We start from the raw sequence: 18,341 nt of genomic DNA on the forward strand, positions 1-18,341 counted from the left end.
CCGAGCGGACTCGGCCCCCACCACCTGGCCCGGGTCCCACTCCCCCGCACCCCGCTTGTCACCGAGGGCGGACGCGAGCAGCAGCCCGCGTCCGCCCTTCCTGTCCCACCGGCCACCAGGGAAGCCTTCACGACCTCGCCGGAGTGAGCGGTCAAGGCTTGCGGGCGATGGCCGCGTAGACGCTGGGGTCGCCCGCCGAGGGGTCGTTGATGTCCTCGTACTTGATCCGGTCGATCAGCTCCAGGGACTCCAGGTACTCGGGGTTCGGCGGGCGGAGCACGGGGGCCGCGCCGTCCGGGCGCCAGTGGTGGACGGGGACGACGCCCGGTTCGGCGGGGGTCAGTCCGTTGCCGGCGAAGAACCGTTCCACCCCTGCGCGCGTGCGCAGCACGAAGGTCAGCCCGCTCTTCCTGAAGGAGCCCACGACCTTGGCGGTGCCCTCCGGGTTGAGGTCCTCGGCCAGGTGGCTCAGGACGAGCCAACTGCCCGGCACCAGCGCGTCCAGCAGCTCACGGACCAGGCCGTAGGCCTCCTCGTCCTCGATGAAGTGCAGCACCGCGAGCAGGACCAGCGCCACCGGCCGGCCGAGGTCGAGGGTGCGGGCGGCCTCGCGGAGGATCCGCGCCGGGTCGCGCAGGTCGGCGTCGACGTAGTCGGTGCGGCCCTGGGGCCCGGAGGTGAGCAGGGCGCGCGCGTGGGTCAGCACGATCGGGTCGTTGTCGACGTACACCACCCGGGTCTCGGGGGCGAGGCGCTGGGCGATCTGGTGGACGTTCTCGGCGGTCGGCAAACCGGTGCCGACGTCCAGGAACTGGCGGACGCCCTCGTCACGCACGAGCGTGGTGACCGCCCGGCGCAGGAAGTCCCGGTTGTACCGGGCGGTGAGGAAGCCCCGGGGGTGCTGGGCGATGGCCTGCGCCGCCGCCTCACGGTCGACCGGGTAGTGGTCCTTGCCGCCCAGGAAGACGTCGTAGACGCGGGCCGGGTGCGGCTTCGTCGAGTCGATCCGTCTCCGCAGCTCGGCGGAGTCGTGGCTGAGGGCATCACCGGGCATGGCGCGTCTCCTGCAAGGTCGTCCGATCGCCGACAACCTAGCCGTACAAGCCACTTGGGCGCGCCCTGGACGGCCAAGTCGTGCCGCCCGGTCTCAGGTTCCCAGTTCCCGTTCCCAGCCGTGGCCGCCCAGCGGATTGACGTAGTGGTCGCCCGGGGCGCCGCTGGTACGGAAGGGCTTGCCGTGGTCGTCCACGCGCACGGTGCCGTGCCGGTCGCCGCTGGACCAGTCCAGCTCCAGGTACCAGCTGACGTCGTGTCCGGTGGTGTGCCCGTTGACGTAGAAGACCTCGGGGTCGGACTCGCTGACCTTGTACGGGAAGTTCCGCTGCCCGCCGATGGGCTGCGCCAGCGGGTTGCCGAGGTCGAGGGAGACGTCGAAGGACTTGGTGTCCACCCCGCCGCCGCAGCCGTTGCCCATCGCGTACGAGTTCCAGGTCAGCGGTGCGTCACTGCGCACCACGCGCACGTGCAGCGCCTGGAGCACGACCGTCTCGGCGCCGGTGCCCTGCACGGTGAGCACGACCGTCTGGTGGTCGGCGGCCACCGCGCCGAGCGGCGTGGCCCAGCCGACCACGTCCTGCAGTCCGGCCGGCGGCGGCACGTTCTTCGGGCTGCGGTTCACCAGGAAGCTCTGCTCGCAGGGCACGTCCCAGTAGTAGGGGGTGGTGGCGACCGTGACCGGCACCGCGCCCGACCGGCCGTTCCCCAGGGACACGCGGGCGCTCGGGACGGCGGTGCGGTGCGCGGGCACCGAGGGGGACGGCGAGGAGGAGGCCGGCCGTGAGGGCGAGGGGGACGTACTCGCGCTCGCGCCGCCGGCCGGGGGCGTGGTGTGCGGGGCGGTGGCAGCCGTGGACGAGACCGTCGCGGCGGCGTCACCGGCGGCGCCGGAGGGGTGGGAGCGACCGCCCGGGACCAGGTTCACCACGAGTGCGGTGACCGCGGCGACCACCACGATCCCGGCGCCGGCGAGCAGGGCGGTGGGACGGCGCCTGCGGGGGGCGGGGCCGGGCGCGCGAGCGGGTTCAGGGGCCGGGGCGGGGCCGGGCGCGCGAGCGGGTTCAGGGGCCGGGGCGGGGCCGGAGGAACGGGCGGGGGCGGGCTCGGTGCCCGGGGTCGGCTCGGCGCCGGGAGCGGGGGCGGCCGCGCTCTCCTCCGCCGGATCCCCGGCGGCCGGCTCCGCCGTCGTCTCCCCGGCGGCGCCCGCCCCCTTCGTCCCGCGCAACGCGTCCGCGCGCACCCAGCGGCGGTGCAGTTCGAGGAGTTCGTCGGGGGTCGCCCGGCAGAGGCGGGCGAGCCGTTCGACCGGGGCGTAGTCGGTCGGTACGACGTCACCGCTGACGTACCGGTGCACGGTCGAGGCGCTCATGTGCAGACGCTTGCCGAGCGCCCCGTAACTGAGCCCGGACCGCTCCTTCAGCTCCCGCAGCAACCCGGCGAAATCGTCCCCCGCCACCTTCTCTTCCTCTCCTTCACATCCCCGGACGGCATCCCAGACGGCTGCTGTTTCCGCAGGTCAGGTCCCGTTTCTGCGTTCCACCGTCCCGGGTGCACCCGCATCTGTGGCACCCGGGACGGATCCTCCCACAAGCTGTGGATCAGCCGAACGCGGCGCTCCCGCCGGCCGCCTCCCCGGCCAACGGCCGAGCGCCGTCCTCCACCACCGCGTACCAAGGAGTTCCCATGTCCGTGTCCCCCCGCACCCGCCGTCCCCGCCGCACCCGCCTGTTCACCGCCGCGGCCCTCGCCGCCGCCGCGCTGTCCCTGACCGCCTGCCAGGCCGGCGGCGACGACAACGGCGCGGGCGCCGCCCCCTCCGCCGCCCCCGCGGGGTCCGTACAGACCGAGCAGCCGTCGGGCGCCGCCTCCGCCGACCCGCAGTCGCCCGCCGGCACGGGCGCCGGGACGGCTTCGGGCTCCGGCTCGGGGTCGGGCTCCGCCGCCGGGAAGGGCGGCTCCGTCGGCGGCACCTCCAAGGGCGGCGGTTCCGGCAAGGGCTCGCAGGCCTCCGGCTCCTCCGACGCGTCCTCGGGCGAGCTCGCCAAGTGCGGTGCCAAGAGCCTGCGTCTGAAGGCCGCCGAGGTCTCCCGTCCTCTCAACCACCTGCTGCTGACCGCGACCAACACCGGTTCGAGGACCTGCATGCTGCCGATGTACCCGGCCACCCGGTTCGGCGAGGCGCAGTCGGTGCCGCCGACGGCCGAGGACACCAAGCCGCAGGCGCTGACCACGCTGGAGCCGGGGCAGTCCGGATACGCGGGCGTGCTGCTGTCGGGCGACGGCGACCACGGCCACACCGTGCACACCCTGACGATCCCGTTCGACGACGGCTCCATCGCCACGGTGCGGCTGCCCGCCCAGGGCGTCTTCGTCGACGACAAGCTGACGGTGTCGTACTGGGAGAGCACCATGGCACCGGCCGTGGACTTCTGACGCAGCGGAGGCGGACGTCCGGTGCCGCGTCCCGTACCGCATCCCACAGGGACGCCGTTCCCGCAGGTCACAGGGTGCCGTGACGGTCCGGCGTCCCGCATCGGCGGCCGGAGGTGGCGCGAGAGCGCCTCGCGGGACCACGCTGGACCCGACCACCCGCGCCCGCCGCCGTACCGCGCCGCGCCGCCGCCGCTGTCCGACACCGCAAGAACCGCTCGTGCCCGCTTCCAGGGGGATCTCCCATGTCCGCACGCACCACCCGTGCCCGTCTCCGCGTCCGGCTGCTCGCCGCGACGGTGCTCGTGCTCACCGCCTCCGCGGCCCTGACGGGCTGCAACGACGGTGAGGGCGTACGCGACGAGGGGCCGTCCACGGACTCGGCGTCGCTGGGGCGGCCGTGCGCGACGGCCGCCGACCAGCCAGGCGCTCAGCGCAGCTTCTGCGCGACCTCGACCGCCCAGTAGGTGAGGATGTTGCGCGCCCCGGCCCGCTTGATGCCGGTCAGGCTCTCCAGGATGGCCCGGTCCCGGTCCACCCAGCCCTTCTCGGCGGCGGCCTCGATCATCGAGTACTCGCCGGAGATCTGGTACGCGGCGACCGGCACGTCCACGGCGTCGGCGACCCGGGCGAGGATGTCGAGGTAGGGGCCGGCCGGCTTGACCATCACCATGTCGGCGCCCTCCTCCAGGTCGAGGGCCAGCTCGCGCAGCGACTCCCGCAGGTTGGCGGGGTCCTGCTGGTAGGTCTTGCGGTCGCCCTGGAGCGAGGAACCGACGGCCTCGCGGAAGGGCCCGTAGAAGGCGGAGGAGTACTTCACGGTGTAGGCGAGGATCGCCACGTCCTCGCGGCCGATCTGGTCCAGCGCGTCACGCACCACACCGATCTGGCCGTCCATCATCCCGCTGGGACCCACGACGTGGGCGCCCGCGTCGGCCTGGACCTGCGCCATCTCGGCGTACCGCTCCAGCGTGGCGTCGTTGTCGACCCGGCCCTCGGCGTCGAGGACCCCGCAGTGGCCGTGATCGGTGAACTCGTCCAGGCACAGGTCGGACATGACGAGCAGGTCGTCGCCGACCTCGGCCCGTACGTCCCGCAGGGCGACCTGGAGGATGCCGTCCGGGTCGGTCCCGGCGGTGCCGAGAGCGTCCTTCTTGGCCTCCTCCGGCACCCCGAAGAGCATGATCCCGGAGATCCCGGCCTCCACGGCCTGGGCCGCGGCCTTCTTCAGGCTGTCCCGCGTGTGCTGCACGACACCGGGCATGGCCGCGATGGGCACGGGCTCGCCGACGCCCTCGCGCACGAAGGCGGGCAGGATCAGGTCCGCCGGGTGCAGCCGGGTCTCGGCGACCATGCGCCGCATGGCGGGGGTGGTGCGCAGCCGACGAGGACGCGTACCAGGGAAGGATCCGTACTTCGTCATGTCCTCTACGCTACGCCCGCCCCGGACGCCCTTTTGCCGACGCGGTGTCGACCGCCTGCCCACCGCCCCGGCCCCGCTCCCCCGCCCGCCGCGGACCGCCGAGGCAGGCGGCGTCGGGGCGCTGCGCGGGCGGATCGTCCCCGTGGGCGCGGTGTGCGCCGGCCGGGTGCTCGTCCTGGTCGGCCCGGTGCGCGCCGGGCGGGTGCTCGTCCTCGCGGGGGCGGTCTGCACCGGGCGGGTGCTCGTCCCCCTCAGCGCGGTGTGCACCGGTCGAGTACGCGTCCCCGTCAGCGCGCTGCGCGCCGGCCAAGTACGCGTCCTCGTCGGCCGGGTGTGCGCCGGACGGGTGCTCGTCCCCGTCGGCGTTGGCGGCGAGGAGTTCGCGGGTGCGCCGTACCAGGGCCTCGCGCACGGCCGCCGGGGCCAGCACCCGCAGCGGTACGGCCAGCCCGAGCAGGTACCGGGCGAGCCCGTCGGCGTCGGGGCCCCCGACGTCCACGACCGTGGCACCGGGGCCGTCCGGGCGGTGCGTGCCGACCGTCGCCGGGATCAGCCGCAGCGCCTCTTCCCCGGACAGCGGGAGCCGGACCGTCGCGGTCAGCGGGTAGGGGCCGTTCGCGGTGGAACGGGAGACGAGCCGCGCCGGGTCGGGCGGGTCGGCGGGCGCCACCGGCTGCCCGGTCGGCTGGACGTGCTCGACCCGGTCGGCGCGGAAGGTGCGCCACTGGTCCCGTGCCACGTCCCGGGCGACGAAGTACCAGCGGCGCCCGGTGTGGACGAGCCGGTAGGGGTCGACGTCCCGGACGGTGGCCCGCCCCTGCCCGTCCCGGTAGGCCAGCCGCGCCCGCTCGCCCCGGCGGCACGCGGCGGCCAGCTCCAGCAGCATCCCGGAGGTGATCTGCGGCTCGCTGGCCCGGGGCGTGTGCACGAACGCGGCATCCATCTCCTCCAGCCGCTCGGCGATCCGCCGCGGCAGCACCTGCCGCAGCTTCAGCAGCGCCGACAGCGCGGCCTGGTCACCGCCGAGCGCCCCGCTCAGCGCCGCCTCGCGCAGCCCGACGGCCACGGCCAGGGCCTCCTCGTCGTCGAGGATCAGCGGCGGCACCCGGGACCCGGCCCGCAGCCGGTAGCCGCCCCACGGCCCCGGCTCGGAGTCGACGACGTAACCGATCTCCCGGAGCCTGGCGACGTCCCGCCGCACCGTGCGCTCGGTGACCCCGGTCCGCTCGGCCAGCTCGGCACAGGTCCACGAGGGGCGGGCGGCCAGCACGGAGACCAGTCGCAGCAACCGGGCGGACGCACTGATCACGCCGGAAGTGTTCCACAGACCCCGCACATCCAGGACCGGAACTGTCCTGGTCCCGTCCTACGGTCCTCCCATGAGCACCGAGAACAGCACCTCCGCACCCGCCTACCGCTACGCCGCCGTCACCTTCGACTGCGCCGACCCCGCCGAACTGGGCCGCTTCTACGGCGAGATGCTCGGCCTGCCCGTCGCCTTCTCCACCGACGACTTCGTCTTCCTCGCCAAGGACGGCACCCCGGGCCTCGGCTTCAACCGCGTCGCCGACTACCGCCGCCCCACCTGGCCCGACCCCGCCCAGGGGAAGCAGGCCCACCTGGAGATCGGCGTCGACGACCTGGACACCGCCGAGGCCCACCTGCTCACCCTCGGCGCCACCAAGCCCGCCGACCAGCCCTCCCCCGACCGCTGGCGCGTCCTGCTGGACCCGGCCGGGCACCCGTTCTGCATCACGACGCTGGTCTGAGTCCCTGTGCCCCGCGACTCACGCGGGGCACAGGGCGCCGCCCACCCCGGCCTGCTCCGCCCGGCAGTCCCGGCAGCGGCCGGGGGCGGGCGCTCTGAAGACCCGCTCGCAGCCGTCGCAGTCCTGCAAGGGATGCGGACGCCGGGGGGCCTCCGCGCGGGCCGTCAAGCCCGGCGGTGGCGCCGGGCGCGCGGGAAGCCGCGGCGGCAGCAGTTCGCGCAGGCGGTAGGCCAGGACACCCGCCGGGTGGTTCATCTCGGCGGGCAGACCGCTCACCAGGGCCCGGTGGATGTCGACGAGGGGGACACCCCTGTCCAGCCAGTCGACGACTCCCGGGACCAGAGCGTTCACGTCGCGGAGGGAGAGGACGAGCCGGCCATCGTCACGGCGCAGCCCGGCGAGCAGCGTGGCGGCCTTGTCGTAGCGCTCGTCATCGCTCCGGTCGCGGGTTCCCGGCCCGTCCGGCGGCAACGGCCTCACAGGCGTCGACGGCCGAGGCCGCCCGGGCACGGACCGCTGCCGGGGCACTCCGGGAACCGCCACGCCTTCGCGAACGGCCCCGCCTTCGCCAACCACCCCGCCTTCCCGTACCGGCCCGCCGTCCGGCACCGCTTCCGCCTGCCGGACGGCTTGATCACTCTCCTGGGACGTGTCCGTGTCCCCCACATGCGTACCGTGCGCCCGCTTCGGCGTGCGGGCATGCGGCACGACCGGACGGGCGGCCGCCTGCGGCGGCACCGGCGGGGGCACGGCTGCCCGCTGGGCCGCGGCGGGCGTGTGGTGGGCGTACGTCCGCGTGACCAGACGCCCCGCCGCCGTGTGCTCCCGGACCCGCTCCAGGTAGCCGTGGGCCTCCAGCTCGCGCAGCGCGGAGGCGATCCGGTCGCGCCCCTCGGGGAAGCGCTCGGTGAGGCTGCGGATGTCGACCGGGGTGCCCTCGGGCACCGACATGATGTGCGTCGCCAGCCCGATCGCGGTCAGCGACAACTCGCGGTGCTGGGCGAGGTGGTTGCCGACGACGACGTACTGGCCGGACTGGTACGTGCGTACGTGGGTGACACCGATGGGGGTGGTACTTGCCGGAACACCGTGAATCGGGCGCGGGGCGGCACTAGGCTTCTTCTCAGCCATGGGGAAGGTTCGGCTTCCTCTTTGGTCAGGCCCTCGCACTGGGATGGCAGTCCCGGCGGGGGCCGACGTATGTGTGGGTTGTCTGAGCCGAGACTGCCCGCCTGACCAGCCGCCGCGCCACCCACACCGACCGATTTCACCCGGCCGGGTGACCTACGCCGGGTTTGGTTTGGTTGGTTGGTTATTTCCCTGGGTTCTTTGGTCTTTTTACGTCCCGAAGCCCCGGCGGCCGCCCCACCGGATCACACGTTTCCCGGCGCCGGTGGAAGGCGGCCCGGAGAACCGGCGAGATCGAACTCCGCCCACACCGTCTTGCACGGCGAGGGCCCTTCCCGTACGCCCCACCGGTCGGCCAACTCCTCGACGAGCAGCAGCCCGTAACCGGACTCGGCGGGTTCCACGACTGCGGTAGCACGCTCGGGGACCGGGAGCCGGTCACCCCGGGCGTCGGTCACCTCCACACGCAGCACCCGGGGTGCGACGAGGGAAAGCCCGAGCCGGAAGCTCCGCCCGGGGACCTTGCCGTGCAGTGCGGCGTTCGCCGAGAGTTCGGCGACCACGAGCCGCGCCGGGTCCAACGGGACTCCCCACGCGTCCAGCCGCTCGGCAGCGAGCAGCCGCGCGAGACGGGCACCACGGCGCGTGGCGGAGAGCGGTACGGAGAAGTGGTGCAACGACGTGTGCGCTGCGACGGTTTGCTGATTCACGTCACTCAGCGTGTTCACGCCTGCGTAACCTGTGAAGGTAGATACCCCGTGCGGCCGGTGGCTGTCCGGGAGGTGTCCGGTTCCGTCCGGGGTGCCCGGGGTGACGGCGTACGGCGGCCGGGGTTGGACCGGGAAGGGCTGCGACGGGAGGGCGGATACGTGAGCGACGGGGATGTGAATCTGGAGGACGAGGAAGCAAGGGCCGTAGTGCGGACGATCGCACGACAGCTGAAGCTGTGGCGCGAGTCCGCCGGCCTCACCCAGGCCGAGTTCGGCGCAGCCATCGGATACGGGGAGGAACTGGTCTCCTCCGTAGAACGGGGCCGGCGGATTCCTCGACCGGAGTACCTGGAGGCGGCGGACCGGGTACTGAACGCGGGCGGCCGGATCGCGGCGATGACGCGGGACCTGGCGGAGGTCAGGTATCCGAAGAAGGTGCGCGACTTGAAGAGGCTGGAGGCGGAGGCGGTCGAGCTGGGCGCCTACAACAACTCGGTCATCCACGGGTTGCTGCAGACGCCGGAGTACGCGCGGGCGGTGTTCAGCGCCCGCCGACCGCCCTTCACCGCCGACGAGTTGGAGGAGCGGCTCGCAGCCCGCGTGGCCCGCCAAGGAATCGTCGACGGCACGACGGCTCGGCCTCTCTTCAGCTTCGTCCAGTGCGAGTCGACGCTCCGTCGGCCCATCGGGGGCAAGATGGTGATGCGTGGCCAACTGGAACGGCTGTTGCAGATCGCCGAGTTCCCCAATGTCGATCTTCAGGTGCTGCCCCTGGGCCGCGAGGAGAACTCGGGGCTCGACGGCCCGTTCAGGTTGCTCAGACTCAAGGACGGCACCACGGTCGGCCACATCGAGGTGGTGCACGTCAGCCGTGTGATCGCCGAGCCAAAAGAGGTGCAACTCCTCGACATCCAGTATGGAATCATCCGGGCACAGGCTCTCAGCCCGCGGGAGTCGATGGCCCTCATCGAGAAAGTGCTTGGAGAGACATGAAGCTGGAGTGGATAAAGAGCAGCTACAGCACCGACGACGGCCCATCCTGCGTCGAAGTGACCTGGTTGAAGAGCAGCTACAGCACGTCCAGCGGCCCCGACTGCATCGAAGTAGCAGCCGTCCCCGATCACATCCTCGTCCGCGACTCCAAGAACCCCACCGGCCCCCGCCTCGCCCTCACCCCCACCACCTGGGCGGCGTTCCTGCCGTACGCCTCCCGGCACTGACCGGCACTGACGGAGTCCGCGAGGCACCGCGCACGTACGGCGGGGCGTGCCCGAAGGCACGCCCCGCCGTTCCGCTCACCCGCGGCGCCGCTACGTCGAAGACCGACGCCTCCGCGCCCCCGGCCGCCGCTCGCTCGGCCGGGTGACCGGGTCGCCGGACTCCAGGGCGGCGGCCCTGCGGCGCAGGCCGAAGTCGGCCAGGGCCTCGGCCAGCTTGAGGACGGACGGCTCGGGGGCCATCACGTCGACCCGCAGGCCGTGCTCCTCCGCCGTCTTGGCCGTCGCCGGGCCGATGCAGGCGATCACCGTGACGTTGTGCGGCTTGCCCGCGATGCCCACGAGGTTGCGCACCGTGGAGGACGAGGTGAAGAGCACCGCGTCGAAACCGCCGCCCTTGATCGCCTCACGGGTCTCCGCCGGCGGCGGCGAGGCGCGGACCGTGCGGTAGGCCGTGACGTCGTCGACCTCCCAGCCCAGCTCGATCAGCCCGGCGACCAGCGTCTCCGTGGCGATGTCGGCGCGCGGCAGGAAGACACGGTCGATCGGGTCGAAGACCGGGTCGTAGGGCGGCCAGTCCTCCAGCAGGCCGGCGGCCGACTGCTCGCCGCTCGGGACCAGGTCGGGCTTCACGCCGAAGGCGATCAGCGCCTTGGCGGTCTGCTCGCCGACCGCCGCGACCTTGATGCCGGCGAAGGCACGGGCGTCGAGACCGTACTCCTCGAACTTCTCGCGGACCGCCTTGACCGCGTTGACGGAGGTGAAGGCGATCCACTCGTAGCGTCCGGTGACCAGGCCCTTGACCGCGCGCTCCATCTGCTGCGGGGTGCGCGGCGGCTCCACGGCGATGGTGGGGACCTCGTGCGGGACGGCACCGTAGGAGCGCAGCCGGTCGGAGAGCGACACGGCCTGCTCCTTGGTGCGCGGCACGAGGACCTTCCAGCCGAACAGCGGCTTGGACTCGAACCACGACAGCTGGTCGCGCCGCGCCGCGGCGGCGCTGCGCTCACCGACCACGGCTATCACCGGCCGGCCGCCGTCCGGGGACGGCAGGACCTTGGCCTGCTTGAGGGTCTGCGCGACCGTGCCGAGGGTGGCGGTCCAGGTCCGCTGGCGGGTGGTCGTACCGGCGATGGTCACCGTCATCGGGGTGTCCGGCTTGCGGCCGGCCGTGACGAGTTCACCGGCCGTGGCGGCCACCGAGTCCAGGGTCGTCGACACGACGACCGTGCCGTCGGAGGCGCCGACCTCCGTCCAGCAGCGGTCGGACGCCGTACGGGCGTCGACGAACCGCACGTCGGTGCCCTCGGCGTCGCGCAGCGGCACACCGGCGTACGCGGGCACACCGACGGCGCTCGCGATGCCGGGGACGACCTCGAAGGGGACCCCGGCGTCGGCGCACGCGAGCATCTCGGCGGCGGCGTCCGTGTCGAGTCCCGGGTCACCGGTCACCGCACGGACGACCCGCCTGCCGCCCCGCGCGGCCTCCATGACAAGATGTGCGGCATCCCGCACCGCGGGGGCCCCGACGGTGGCTGACGTGCTGTCAACCACCGTGAGCTGAGGTGCGCCCGTGCCCGGAACGGCGTCCGACGAGGGGTCGGAGTCCGTGTCCACGACGGTCACGCCCTGCCGGGCGTGCGTGCGGACGACGTCGAGCACCTCGTGCTCGGCGACGAGGACGTCCGCGTTCGCCAGCGCCTCCACGGCGCGCAGTGTGAGCAGTCCCGGATCTCCGGGTCCGGCACCGAGGAAGGTGACGTGCCCGTGTTCAGGACCGGCGGGAAGGGTGGTGGGGCTCAATGTGCTCGCTCCCCCATCAGACCGGCCGCGCCCTGGGCGAGCATCTCGGTGGCGAGTTCGCGACCGAACGCCATCGCATCGTCGTGCGTGCGGGGCACGGGACCGGTGGTGGACAGCTGCACCAGCGTGGTGCCGTCGGTCGTGCCGACGACGGCCCGCAGGCGCATTTCCTTGACAGTCTGCCCGTCGGCCAGGAGGTCGGCCAAAGCACCCACAGGGGCGCTGCAACCGGCCTCCAGGGCGGCGAGCAGTGACCGCTCGGCCGTCACGGCGGCCCGCGTGAGCGGGTCGTCGAGCCGGGCGAGCGCGGCGATCAGCTCAGTGTCCTGGGCGGTGGTCCCCGCCCTGCACTCGATCGCCAGGGCCCCCTGGCCGGGGGCGGGCAGAACCGTGTCGACCGACAGGAAGTCGGTCACCTCGTCGCTGCGGCCGATCCGGTTCAGTCCGGCCGCGGCCAGGACCACCGCGTCCAGCTCACCGCTGCGGACGAAGCCGATGCGGGTGTCGACGTTGCCCCGGATCGGGACCGTCTCGATGTCCAGTCCGTGGGCGCGGGCGTACGCGTTCAGCTGGGCCATGCGGCGCGGGGCGCCGGTGCCGATGCGTGCCACCCCCCTCGGGGACGACGCGGCGAGGTCGGTGATCTTCAGCGCGTCCCGGGCGACGACCACGTCGCGCGGGTCCTCACGCTCGGGTATCGCGGCCAGGACCAGGTCCTCGGGCTGCGTGGTGGGCAGGTCCTTGAGCGAATGAACCGCGAAGTCCACCTCGCCCCGCAGCAGCGCCTCGCGCAGCGCGGCGACGAACACGCCCGTGCCGCCGATCTGCGCCAGGTGCTCGCGGGAGACGTCGCCGTACGTGGTGATCTCGACCAGCTCGACGGGCCGTCCGGTCACCCGGCTCACGGCGTCCGCCACCTGCCCGGACTGGGCCATGGCGAGCTTGCTTCGCCTGGTCCCGAGTCTCAGTGCCTTGTTACTCATGCCGGCCCTCGGTTCTTGCCGTTCTTCTCGGAGTCTTCGTCGGCCCGGGAGACGGAGGCCACCGTCTCCGGGTCGAGGTCGAACAGGGTGCGCAGCGCGTCGGCGTACCCGGCGCCGCCGGGTTCGGCCGCGAGCTGCTTGACCCGCACGGTCGGGGCGTGCAGCAGCTTGTCCACGACGCGCCGCACGGTCTGGGTGATCTCCGCGCGGTGCTTGACGTCGAGGCCGGGCAGCCGCCCTTCGAGGCGGGCGATCTCGCTGGCCACCACGTCGGCGGCCATGGTGCGCAGGGCGACGACGGTCGGCGTGATGTGCGCCGCCCGCTGGGCCGCCCCGAAGGCCGCGACCTCGTCGGAGACGATACGGCGGACCTGGTCGACGTCGGCCGCCATCGGCGCGTCGGCCGAGGCCTCGGCGAGCGACTCGATGTCCACCAGGCGCGCCCCGGCCAGCCGGTGCACGGCCGCGTCCACGTCGCGGGGCATGGCCAGGTCGAGGACGAAGAGGGCCGGTTCGGGACGCGGGAGCACGGCGACCGGCTCGGGCTTGCGCAGTTCGGGGACGCGGCCGACGGTGGCGGCGGTCGCCGCGAGCGCGGTGATCAGCTCGGCGTCCGCGCCGGCCTCCGCCTGCGCGTCCCGCGCGCGGCCCCGCTCCAGCAGGGAGGTGCCGCCGTCGACCCAGGCCCCGTGCTGCTCCAGGGTGGCCGCGTCGATACCGGCGACCGCGGACTCGCCGAGCAGGGAGAAGCCCGGCTCCACACCGGCCAGTTGCTCCACGGTGGCCAGGTCGAGCGGGCAGCCCTCCTCGGCACCAGTGGCGGCGGCCGGCGTCCCGCGCGGGCCCGGCTCCGCCGCGGCTGCCGTGCGGCTCCCCGCGGACTGCGGGGCCGTGCGGCCGCCGTCCGGCCGGGCGACGGGCGCGGCCGTACGGCCCTCGACAGCGGCGGCGACCGCCTCGGCCGTCAGGACGAGTCCCGTCGCGCCGGTGCACGAGACGGCGATGTCTGCACGTGTCAGCTCGACCGGTACCGCGTCCATCGGTACCGCGCGGGCCGGCACGTGCGTGTCGTCGCCCTCGGTGAGGATCCGCGCGAGGCGCTCGGCGCGCTCCTGGGTGCGGTTGGCGATGACGATCTCGCCGACACCGGCGCGCGCCAGCGTGGCGGCGGCCAGCGACGACATCGAACCGGCGCCGATGACCAGGGCCTTCTTGCCGCGCGCCCAGTCGGTGACGGCCGTGCCCGCGGACAGCTGCTCCAGGCCGAAGGTGACCAGGGACTGCCCCGCGCGGTCGATGCCGGTCTCGGAGTGCGCCCGCTTGCCGACCCTCAGCGCCTGCTGGAACAGGTCGTTCAGCAGGCGTCCCGCGGTGTGCAGTTCCTGCGCGCGGGCGAGCGAGTCCTTTATCTGGCCGAGGATCTGGCCCTCGCCGACGACCATCGAGTCCAGGCCGCAGGCCACCGAGAACAGGTGGTGGACGGCACGGTCCTCGTAGTGCACATAAAGATGGGGAGTGAGTTCCTCCAGGCCGACCCCGCTGTGCTGGGCGAGCAGCGTGGACAGCTCGGCGACACCGGCGTGGAACTTGTCCACGTCCGCGTACAGCTCGATGCGGTTGCAGGTGGCCAGGACGGCGGCCTCGGTGGCGGGCTCCGCGGCGACGGTGTCCTGGAGCAGCTTGACCCGGTCGTCCGCGTTCAGGGAGGCGCGCTCCAGGACGCTGACGGGGGCGCTGCGGTGACTGAGTCCGACGACGAGAAGGCTCATGCCGGCATCACGGCGGGGACGTCCCCGTCGGGTCCCTGGTCGGCGGAGTGCTTCCGGGCGGCAGCGGCGGCGGGCACCGCGCCCTCGGCGGCGGCCTCCTCGCCGGCCTTGCGCTGCTCGTGGAAGGCCAGGATCTGCAGTTCGATGGAGAGGTCGACCTTGCGCACGTCGACGCCCTCGGGAACGTTCAGCACGGTCGGCGCGAAGTTCAGGATGGAGCTGACGCCCGCGGCGACGAGCCGGTCGCAGACCTGCTGTGCGGCGCCCGCGGGCGTCGCGATGACGCCGATCGAGACGCCGTTGTCCCGGATGATCGCCTCCAGCTCGTCGGTGTGCTGGACCGGGATCCCGGCGACCGGCTTCCCGGCCATCGCGGGGTCGGCGTCGATGAGCGCGGCGACGCGGAAGCCGCGGGAGGCGAACCCGCCGTAGTTGGCGAGCGCGGCGCCGAGGTTTCCGATACCGACGATCACAACCGGCCAGTCCTGGGTGAGCCCCAGTTCACGGGAGATCTGGTAGACGAGATACTCGACGTCGTAGCCGACACCACGGGTCCCGTAGGAGCCGAGGTAGGAGAAGTCCTTGCGCAGCTTGGCGGAGTTGACTCCCGCTGCCGCCGCCAGTTCCTCGGAGGAAACCGTCGGGACCGAGCGCTCCGACAGTGCGGTCAGGGCTCGGAGGTACAGCGGAAGCCGGGCGACGGTGGCCTCGGGAATCCCTCGGCTACGGGTCGCCGGTCGGTGAGTTCGGCCAGTTGCCACGGTGCTCCTGCGGGTAGAGCGGGGCTGTGGGCGGTCATACGTTCCCGGACCGCCCCGTCGACAGCAGGCTATGTCTTTGTGAACGCGTGCACAAAGATGGTGTCCGATTTGCCCGGCCAACGTGACCGGGGTCACGCGCCCCCGGCGTGAACATGCGGAACCGACGCACCCGCGTCCGCGTTCCTTACTCGTTGGGGGCAAAACCGCACACGCTCCTTCACGATCATCGCCCCCGAGACCAAGTCGCCGTCGATCCTAAGCGACTTTCGGCCACTTTGTACCCGCCGGTCAGTTCACGGCCGGCCCCTCGGGCCCGCCGGCACGCGGCTCAGCCGGCCAGCGCGCGGCGCAGCCGCTCCTCGTTCACCCGCCAGAAGGTGTGCTGCTCCCCGTCGATCAGCACGACGGGGATCTGCTCCCAGTACTGGTCGTGCAGTTGCGGGTCCTCGGTGATGTCCTTCTGCTCCCAGCGGACACCGAGATCCGCGCACACCTTCTCGACGACTGCCTGCGCGTCGTCGCACAGATGACAGCCGGGCTTGCGGACGAGGGTCACCAGCCGGTCCTGGGGAGCGGGGGGCCTGCGGCGGAAGAGCGGACTCATGCCGGACATTGTCGCCCCGGCGGCGCCCCCGCTTCCAGGACCGCCCCGCCCCGCCGTCCGGCCCCCCCGGCTCCGAGGCCACCCCGGCCGCGCCCTCCGGCGGCCCCCCACCCCGGCTCCCGCGGCGATCCCGCCGCCGCTGCTCCGGCCATCCCCGCGCCTTCCTCCGGGCCGTCCCGCCACCGCTCCTCGGCGGTCCCCTTCACGACGCGGTCGCGCAGAGTTCACGGCGTCCGAACCTCGCGGCTGAGGAACCCCCGAACAGACTGGCTATGCTCACGCCATGGCCGCTCTCGGATGGCTCACCCCCCGTAGGCGCTCCGCCACCGCGCGGAGCGTGTTGGCAGGCGAGGCCTCGGCGGAGGCAGCGCGCAAGTCCACCCAGGAGACGGAGGCCCCGGCGCCCGCCCCGGCGGAACCGGAGTTCCCCGTGCACGGCGACGACCGCGCCGCCGCCTTCTTCGACCTGGACAACACCGTGATGCAGGGCGCCGCGCTGTTCCACTTCGGCCGCGGCCTGTACAAACGGAAGTTCTTCGAGACCCGCGACCTCGCCCGGTTCGCCTGGCAGCAGGCCTGGTTCCGGCTGGCCGGCGTCGAGGACCCCGAACACATGCAGGAGGCCCGCGACTCGGCACTGTCCATCGTCAAGGGCCACCGCGTCTCCGAGCTGCAGTCCATCGGCGAGGAGATCTACGACGAGTACATGGCCGAGCGCATCTGGCCGGGCACCCGGGCCCTGGCCCAGGCCCACCTCGACGCCGGCCAGAAAGTGTGGCTGGTCACCGCGGCCCCCGTGGAGATCGCCCAGGTCATCGCCCGCCGGCTGGGCCTGACCGGCGCGCTCGGCACGGTGGCCGAGTCGGTCGCCGGCGTCTACACCGGCCGCCTGGTCGGCGAACCGCTGCACGGCCCCGCGAAGGCCGAGGCGGTCCGCGCACTGGCGGCGGCGGAGGGCCTGGACCTCTCCCGCTGCGCCGCCTACAGCGACTCGCACAACGACATCCCCATGCTGTCGCTGGTCGGCCACCCCTACGCCATCAACCCCGACGCCAAGCTCCGCCGACACGCCCGGGAGAAGGACTGGCGCCTGCGCGACTATCGCACCGGCCGCAAGGCGGCGAAGGTCGGCATCCCCGCGGCGGCGGGCGTCGGCGCGGTCGCGGGCGGCACCGCCGCGGCGATCGCCCTGCACCGGCGCCGCCGCTGACCTCCGGCGCGCAACCCGCGGGCCCCGACCGGCCCCGAAGCGGCCCCCGCGCGCGCCCCGCCGGCCGCGGCTCAGCCCCGAAGCGGCCCCGGCGCGCCCCGCCGTGCCCCCCGAACCGGCCCCCGCACCCGGCCACCGGACTCAGTCACCGGACCCAGCCGCCGCCGTCCCGGCCCGCGCGCCGCCGGAGTCGGGCGGCCGCACACCACCGGTCACAGAAAACACAGCGACACCACCGGTCACAGTCGCTCCCCGCAGCCGGATTCCGGTCAAACGACCGAACGCGCCCATGTACCGCGCTGGCCTTACCCGTTGGCGGTACACCGCCACAACACGCCCCTGTCCCACCCCGATCACGAACCAGAACGATCAGCAAACGGTCACTCTGTGACACACGAACAGTCGCCAATCGGTTACTGAAACGACGTAATCGATGATTTGAGCAACTCGGTGTAGCAGGGCCTGTACGAAGCGTTATTCTCCTCAGACGCAATCCGGCACCCCTCCGTCGCTACGACGGGTGAATGGTTCCGCACTGCACGTGATGCAAGCTCTGCCTCTGGGAGTCCCGTGTACCCACACGTCGGGGTTGACGCCTCGGGCCTGGCTACGCTCCGCGCAACGGTCCTCGACCTGCTGCGCACCCTCGTCCCCACCGCGTACCCCGGCCCCGCCTTCGCCACCGCCGCGCCGGTCGGCCCGTGCTACGCGCTGGCCGACGGCATGGAGCAGGGGCCCGCGCGCAGCGCCGTCGTCGAGGGGCGGCGCTCCGGCGACGGGCGGACGGCCGGCAGACGAGCGCGCTCCGCCCCGGCGGCCACCGTCCGACGCCCCGCCGCGGACAGCGACAGCGCCCGGATGATGGACCTCGTCGAGCGCGCCCAGGCCGGCGAGGCCGACGCCTTCGGCCGCCTCTACGACCAGTACAGCGACACTGTGTACCGGTACATCTACTACCGCGTGGGCGGGAAGGCCACCGCCGAGGACCTCACCAGCGAGACCTTTCTGCGGGCCCTGCGCCGCATCGGCACCTTCACCTGGCAGGGCCGCGACTTCGGCGCCTGGCTGGTCACCATCGCCCGCAACCTCGTCGCCGACCACTTCAAGTCCAGCCGCTTCCGGCTGGAGGTCACCACCGGCGAGATGCTCGACGCCAACGAGGTCGAGCGTTCCCCCGAGGACTCCGTCCTGGAGTCGCTGTCCAACGCCGCCCTGCTGGACGCCGTACGACGGCTCAACCCCCAGCAGCAGGAGTGCGTCACGCTCCGCTTCCTCCAGGGCCTCTCGGTCGCCGAGACCGCCCGGGTGATGGGCAAGAACGAGGGTGCGATCAAGACCCTCCAGTACCGGGCGGTTCGCACCCTGGCCCGGCTGCTCCCCGACGACGCCCGCTGAGAACGCCCACGCTGAGCGACATTCAACTCACCCTCCGTCGCGGCGCGTTGACTTCTCCACCGGATCCCGGAACGTCCGTAACC

Annotated in this window: 17 protein-coding genes and 1 pseudogene; 7 read left to right on the forward strand and 11 right to left on the reverse strand. The window is 73.1% G+C overall.

Going from position 1 to position 18,341, the window contains the following annotated elements; genetic code table 11:
* Window positions 1–151: 151 nt before the first annotated feature.
* Both AC6I72_RS13795 and AC6I72_RS13800 read right to left on the reverse strand, forming a co-directional pair.
* Window positions 152–1,054 carry an SAM-dependent methyltransferase gene (locus AC6I72_RS13795; protein WP_498001047.1) on the reverse strand — a complete coding sequence of 301 codons (903 nt, stop codon included), beginning with the start codon at window positions 1,052–1,054 and terminating at the stop codon, window positions 152–154.
* Window positions 1,055–1,147: 93 nt separating this feature from the next.
* Window positions 1,148–2,512, reverse strand: a complete 1,365-nt coding sequence (locus AC6I72_RS13800) for an XRE family transcriptional regulator (protein ID WP_498001048.1) — start codon at window positions 2,510–2,512, stop codon at window positions 1,148–1,150.
* Window positions 2,513–2,739: 227 nt separating this feature from the next.
* On the opposite strand from AC6I72_RS13800, the gene AC6I72_RS13805 reads away from it, so the two are divergent.
* Both AC6I72_RS13805 and AC6I72_RS13810 read left to right on the forward strand, forming a co-directional pair.
* Window positions 2,740–3,489: a DUF4232 domain-containing protein gene (locus AC6I72_RS13805; protein ID WP_498001049.1), complete on the forward strand. Its 750-nt coding sequence runs from the start codon at window positions 2,740–2,742 to the stop codon at window positions 3,487–3,489.
* A gap of 242 nt (window positions 3,490–3,731) precedes the next feature.
* Complete coding sequence (locus AC6I72_RS13810; protein WP_498001050.1) at window positions 3,732–3,953, forward strand: hypothetical protein; 222 nt, start codon at window positions 3,732–3,734, stop codon at window positions 3,951–3,953.
* Here the strand turns inward: AC6I72_RS13810 and hemB are convergent.
* Together hemB and AC6I72_RS13820 are read right to left on the reverse strand one after the other, a co-directional pair.
* A complete protein-coding gene (gene hemB, locus AC6I72_RS13815) occupies window positions 3,917–4,909 on the reverse strand; it encodes a porphobilinogen synthase (protein WP_037862419.1) in 993 nt (330 codons plus the stop codon). The two genes, AC6I72_RS13810 and hemB, sit on opposite strands and share 37 nt — an antisense overlap.
* Window positions 4,910–5,267: 358 nt before the next feature.
* A pseudogene (locus tag AC6I72_RS13820) lies at window positions 5,268–6,218 on the reverse strand (helix-turn-helix transcriptional regulator); the annotation flags it as partial.
* Window positions 6,219–6,288: 70 nt separating this feature from the next.
* Here AC6I72_RS13820 and AC6I72_RS13825 point away from each other — a divergent pair.
* Window positions 6,289–6,678: a VOC family protein gene (locus tag AC6I72_RS13825; RefSeq protein WP_498001051.1), complete on the forward strand. Its 390-nt coding sequence runs from the start codon at window positions 6,289–6,291 to the stop codon at window positions 6,676–6,678.
* Between the two features lie 18 nt (window positions 6,679–6,696).
* Here AC6I72_RS13825 and AC6I72_RS13830 read toward each other — a convergent pair whose 3' ends face one another.
* Both AC6I72_RS13830 and AC6I72_RS13835 read right to left on the reverse strand, forming a co-directional pair.
* Window positions 6,697–7,809, reverse strand: a complete 1,113-nt coding sequence (locus tag AC6I72_RS13830; RefSeq protein ID WP_498001052.1) for a helix-turn-helix domain-containing protein — start codon at window positions 7,807–7,809, stop codon at window positions 6,697–6,699.
* Between the two features lie 242 nt (window positions 7,810–8,051).
* On the reverse strand, window positions 8,052–8,516 hold the full coding sequence (locus tag AC6I72_RS13835) for an ATP-binding protein (RefSeq protein ID WP_498001053.1): 465 nt from the start codon (window positions 8,514–8,516) through the stop codon (window positions 8,052–8,054).
* Window positions 8,517–8,675: 159 nt separating this feature from the next.
* Between AC6I72_RS13835 and AC6I72_RS13840 the strand changes: the two genes are divergently transcribed.
* The gene (locus tag AC6I72_RS13840) at window positions 8,676–9,509 is read left to right on the forward strand and encodes a helix-turn-helix domain-containing protein (protein WP_498001054.1); all 834 of its coding nucleotides are present in this window, start codon (window positions 8,676–8,678) and stop codon (window positions 9,507–9,509) included.
* Window positions 9,506–9,736 (forward strand): DUF397 domain-containing protein, encoded by a 231-nt coding sequence (locus tag AC6I72_RS13845; protein ID WP_498001056.1) that lies wholly within the window; start codon window positions 9,506–9,508, stop codon window positions 9,734–9,736. The genes AC6I72_RS13840 and AC6I72_RS13845 overlap by 4 nt, the downstream gene beginning before the upstream one ends.
* Before the next feature lie 90 nt (window positions 9,737–9,826).
* On the opposite strand, the gene AC6I72_RS13850 is transcribed toward AC6I72_RS13845, so the two are convergent.
* The 5 genes from AC6I72_RS13850 to AC6I72_RS13870 all read right to left on the reverse strand — a co-directional run bounded on the left by AC6I72_RS13850 (window position 9,827) and on the right by AC6I72_RS13870 (window position 15,653).
* Window positions 9,827–11,536: a bifunctional uroporphyrinogen-III C-methyltransferase/uroporphyrinogen-III synthase gene (locus AC6I72_RS13850; protein WP_498001058.1), complete on the reverse strand. Its 1,710-nt coding sequence runs from the start codon at window positions 11,534–11,536 to the stop codon at window positions 9,827–9,829.
* Complete coding sequence (gene hemC / locus AC6I72_RS13855; RefSeq protein WP_498001059.1) at window positions 11,533–12,519, reverse strand: hydroxymethylbilane synthase; 987 nt, start codon at window positions 12,517–12,519, stop codon at window positions 11,533–11,535. The genes AC6I72_RS13850 and hemC overlap by 4 nt, the downstream gene beginning before the upstream one ends.
* The gene (locus tag AC6I72_RS13860; protein WP_498001060.1) at window positions 12,516–14,288 is read right to left on the reverse strand and encodes a glutamyl-tRNA reductase; all 1,773 of its coding nucleotides are present in this window, start codon (window positions 14,286–14,288) and stop codon (window positions 12,516–12,518) included. The genes hemC and AC6I72_RS13860 overlap by 4 nt, the downstream gene beginning before the upstream one ends.
* On the reverse strand, window positions 14,285–15,049 hold the full coding sequence (locus AC6I72_RS13865; RefSeq protein ID WP_037862404.1) for a redox-sensing transcriptional repressor Rex: 765 nt from the start codon (window positions 15,047–15,049) through the stop codon (window positions 14,285–14,287). Before AC6I72_RS13865 ends, AC6I72_RS13860 begins: the two co-directional genes overlap by 4 nt.
* Before the next feature lie 328 nt (window positions 15,050–15,377).
* Window positions 15,378–15,653 carry a glutaredoxin family protein gene (locus AC6I72_RS13870; RefSeq protein ID WP_498001061.1) on the reverse strand — a complete coding sequence of 92 codons (276 nt, stop codon included), beginning with the start codon at window positions 15,651–15,653 and terminating at the stop codon, window positions 15,378–15,380.
* A 283-nt stretch (window positions 15,654–15,936) separates the two neighbouring features.
* Here AC6I72_RS13870 and AC6I72_RS13875 point away from each other — a divergent pair, with 283 nt between their 5' ends.
* Together AC6I72_RS13875 and AC6I72_RS13880 are read left to right on the forward strand one after the other, a co-directional pair.
* Complete coding sequence (locus AC6I72_RS13875) at window positions 15,937–16,863, forward strand: HAD family hydrolase (protein ID WP_498001062.1); 927 nt, start codon at window positions 15,937–15,939, stop codon at window positions 16,861–16,863.
* Window positions 16,864–17,433: 570 nt separating this feature from the next.
* Window positions 17,434–18,258: an ECF subfamily RNA polymerase sigma factor, BldN family gene (locus AC6I72_RS13880; protein ID WP_366728387.1), complete on the forward strand. Its 825-nt coding sequence runs from the start codon at window positions 17,434–17,436 to the stop codon at window positions 18,256–18,258.
* Window positions 18,259–18,341: the final 83 nt, after the last annotated feature.

It is taken from the genome of Streptomyces sp. Xyl84, assembly GCF_059731885.1.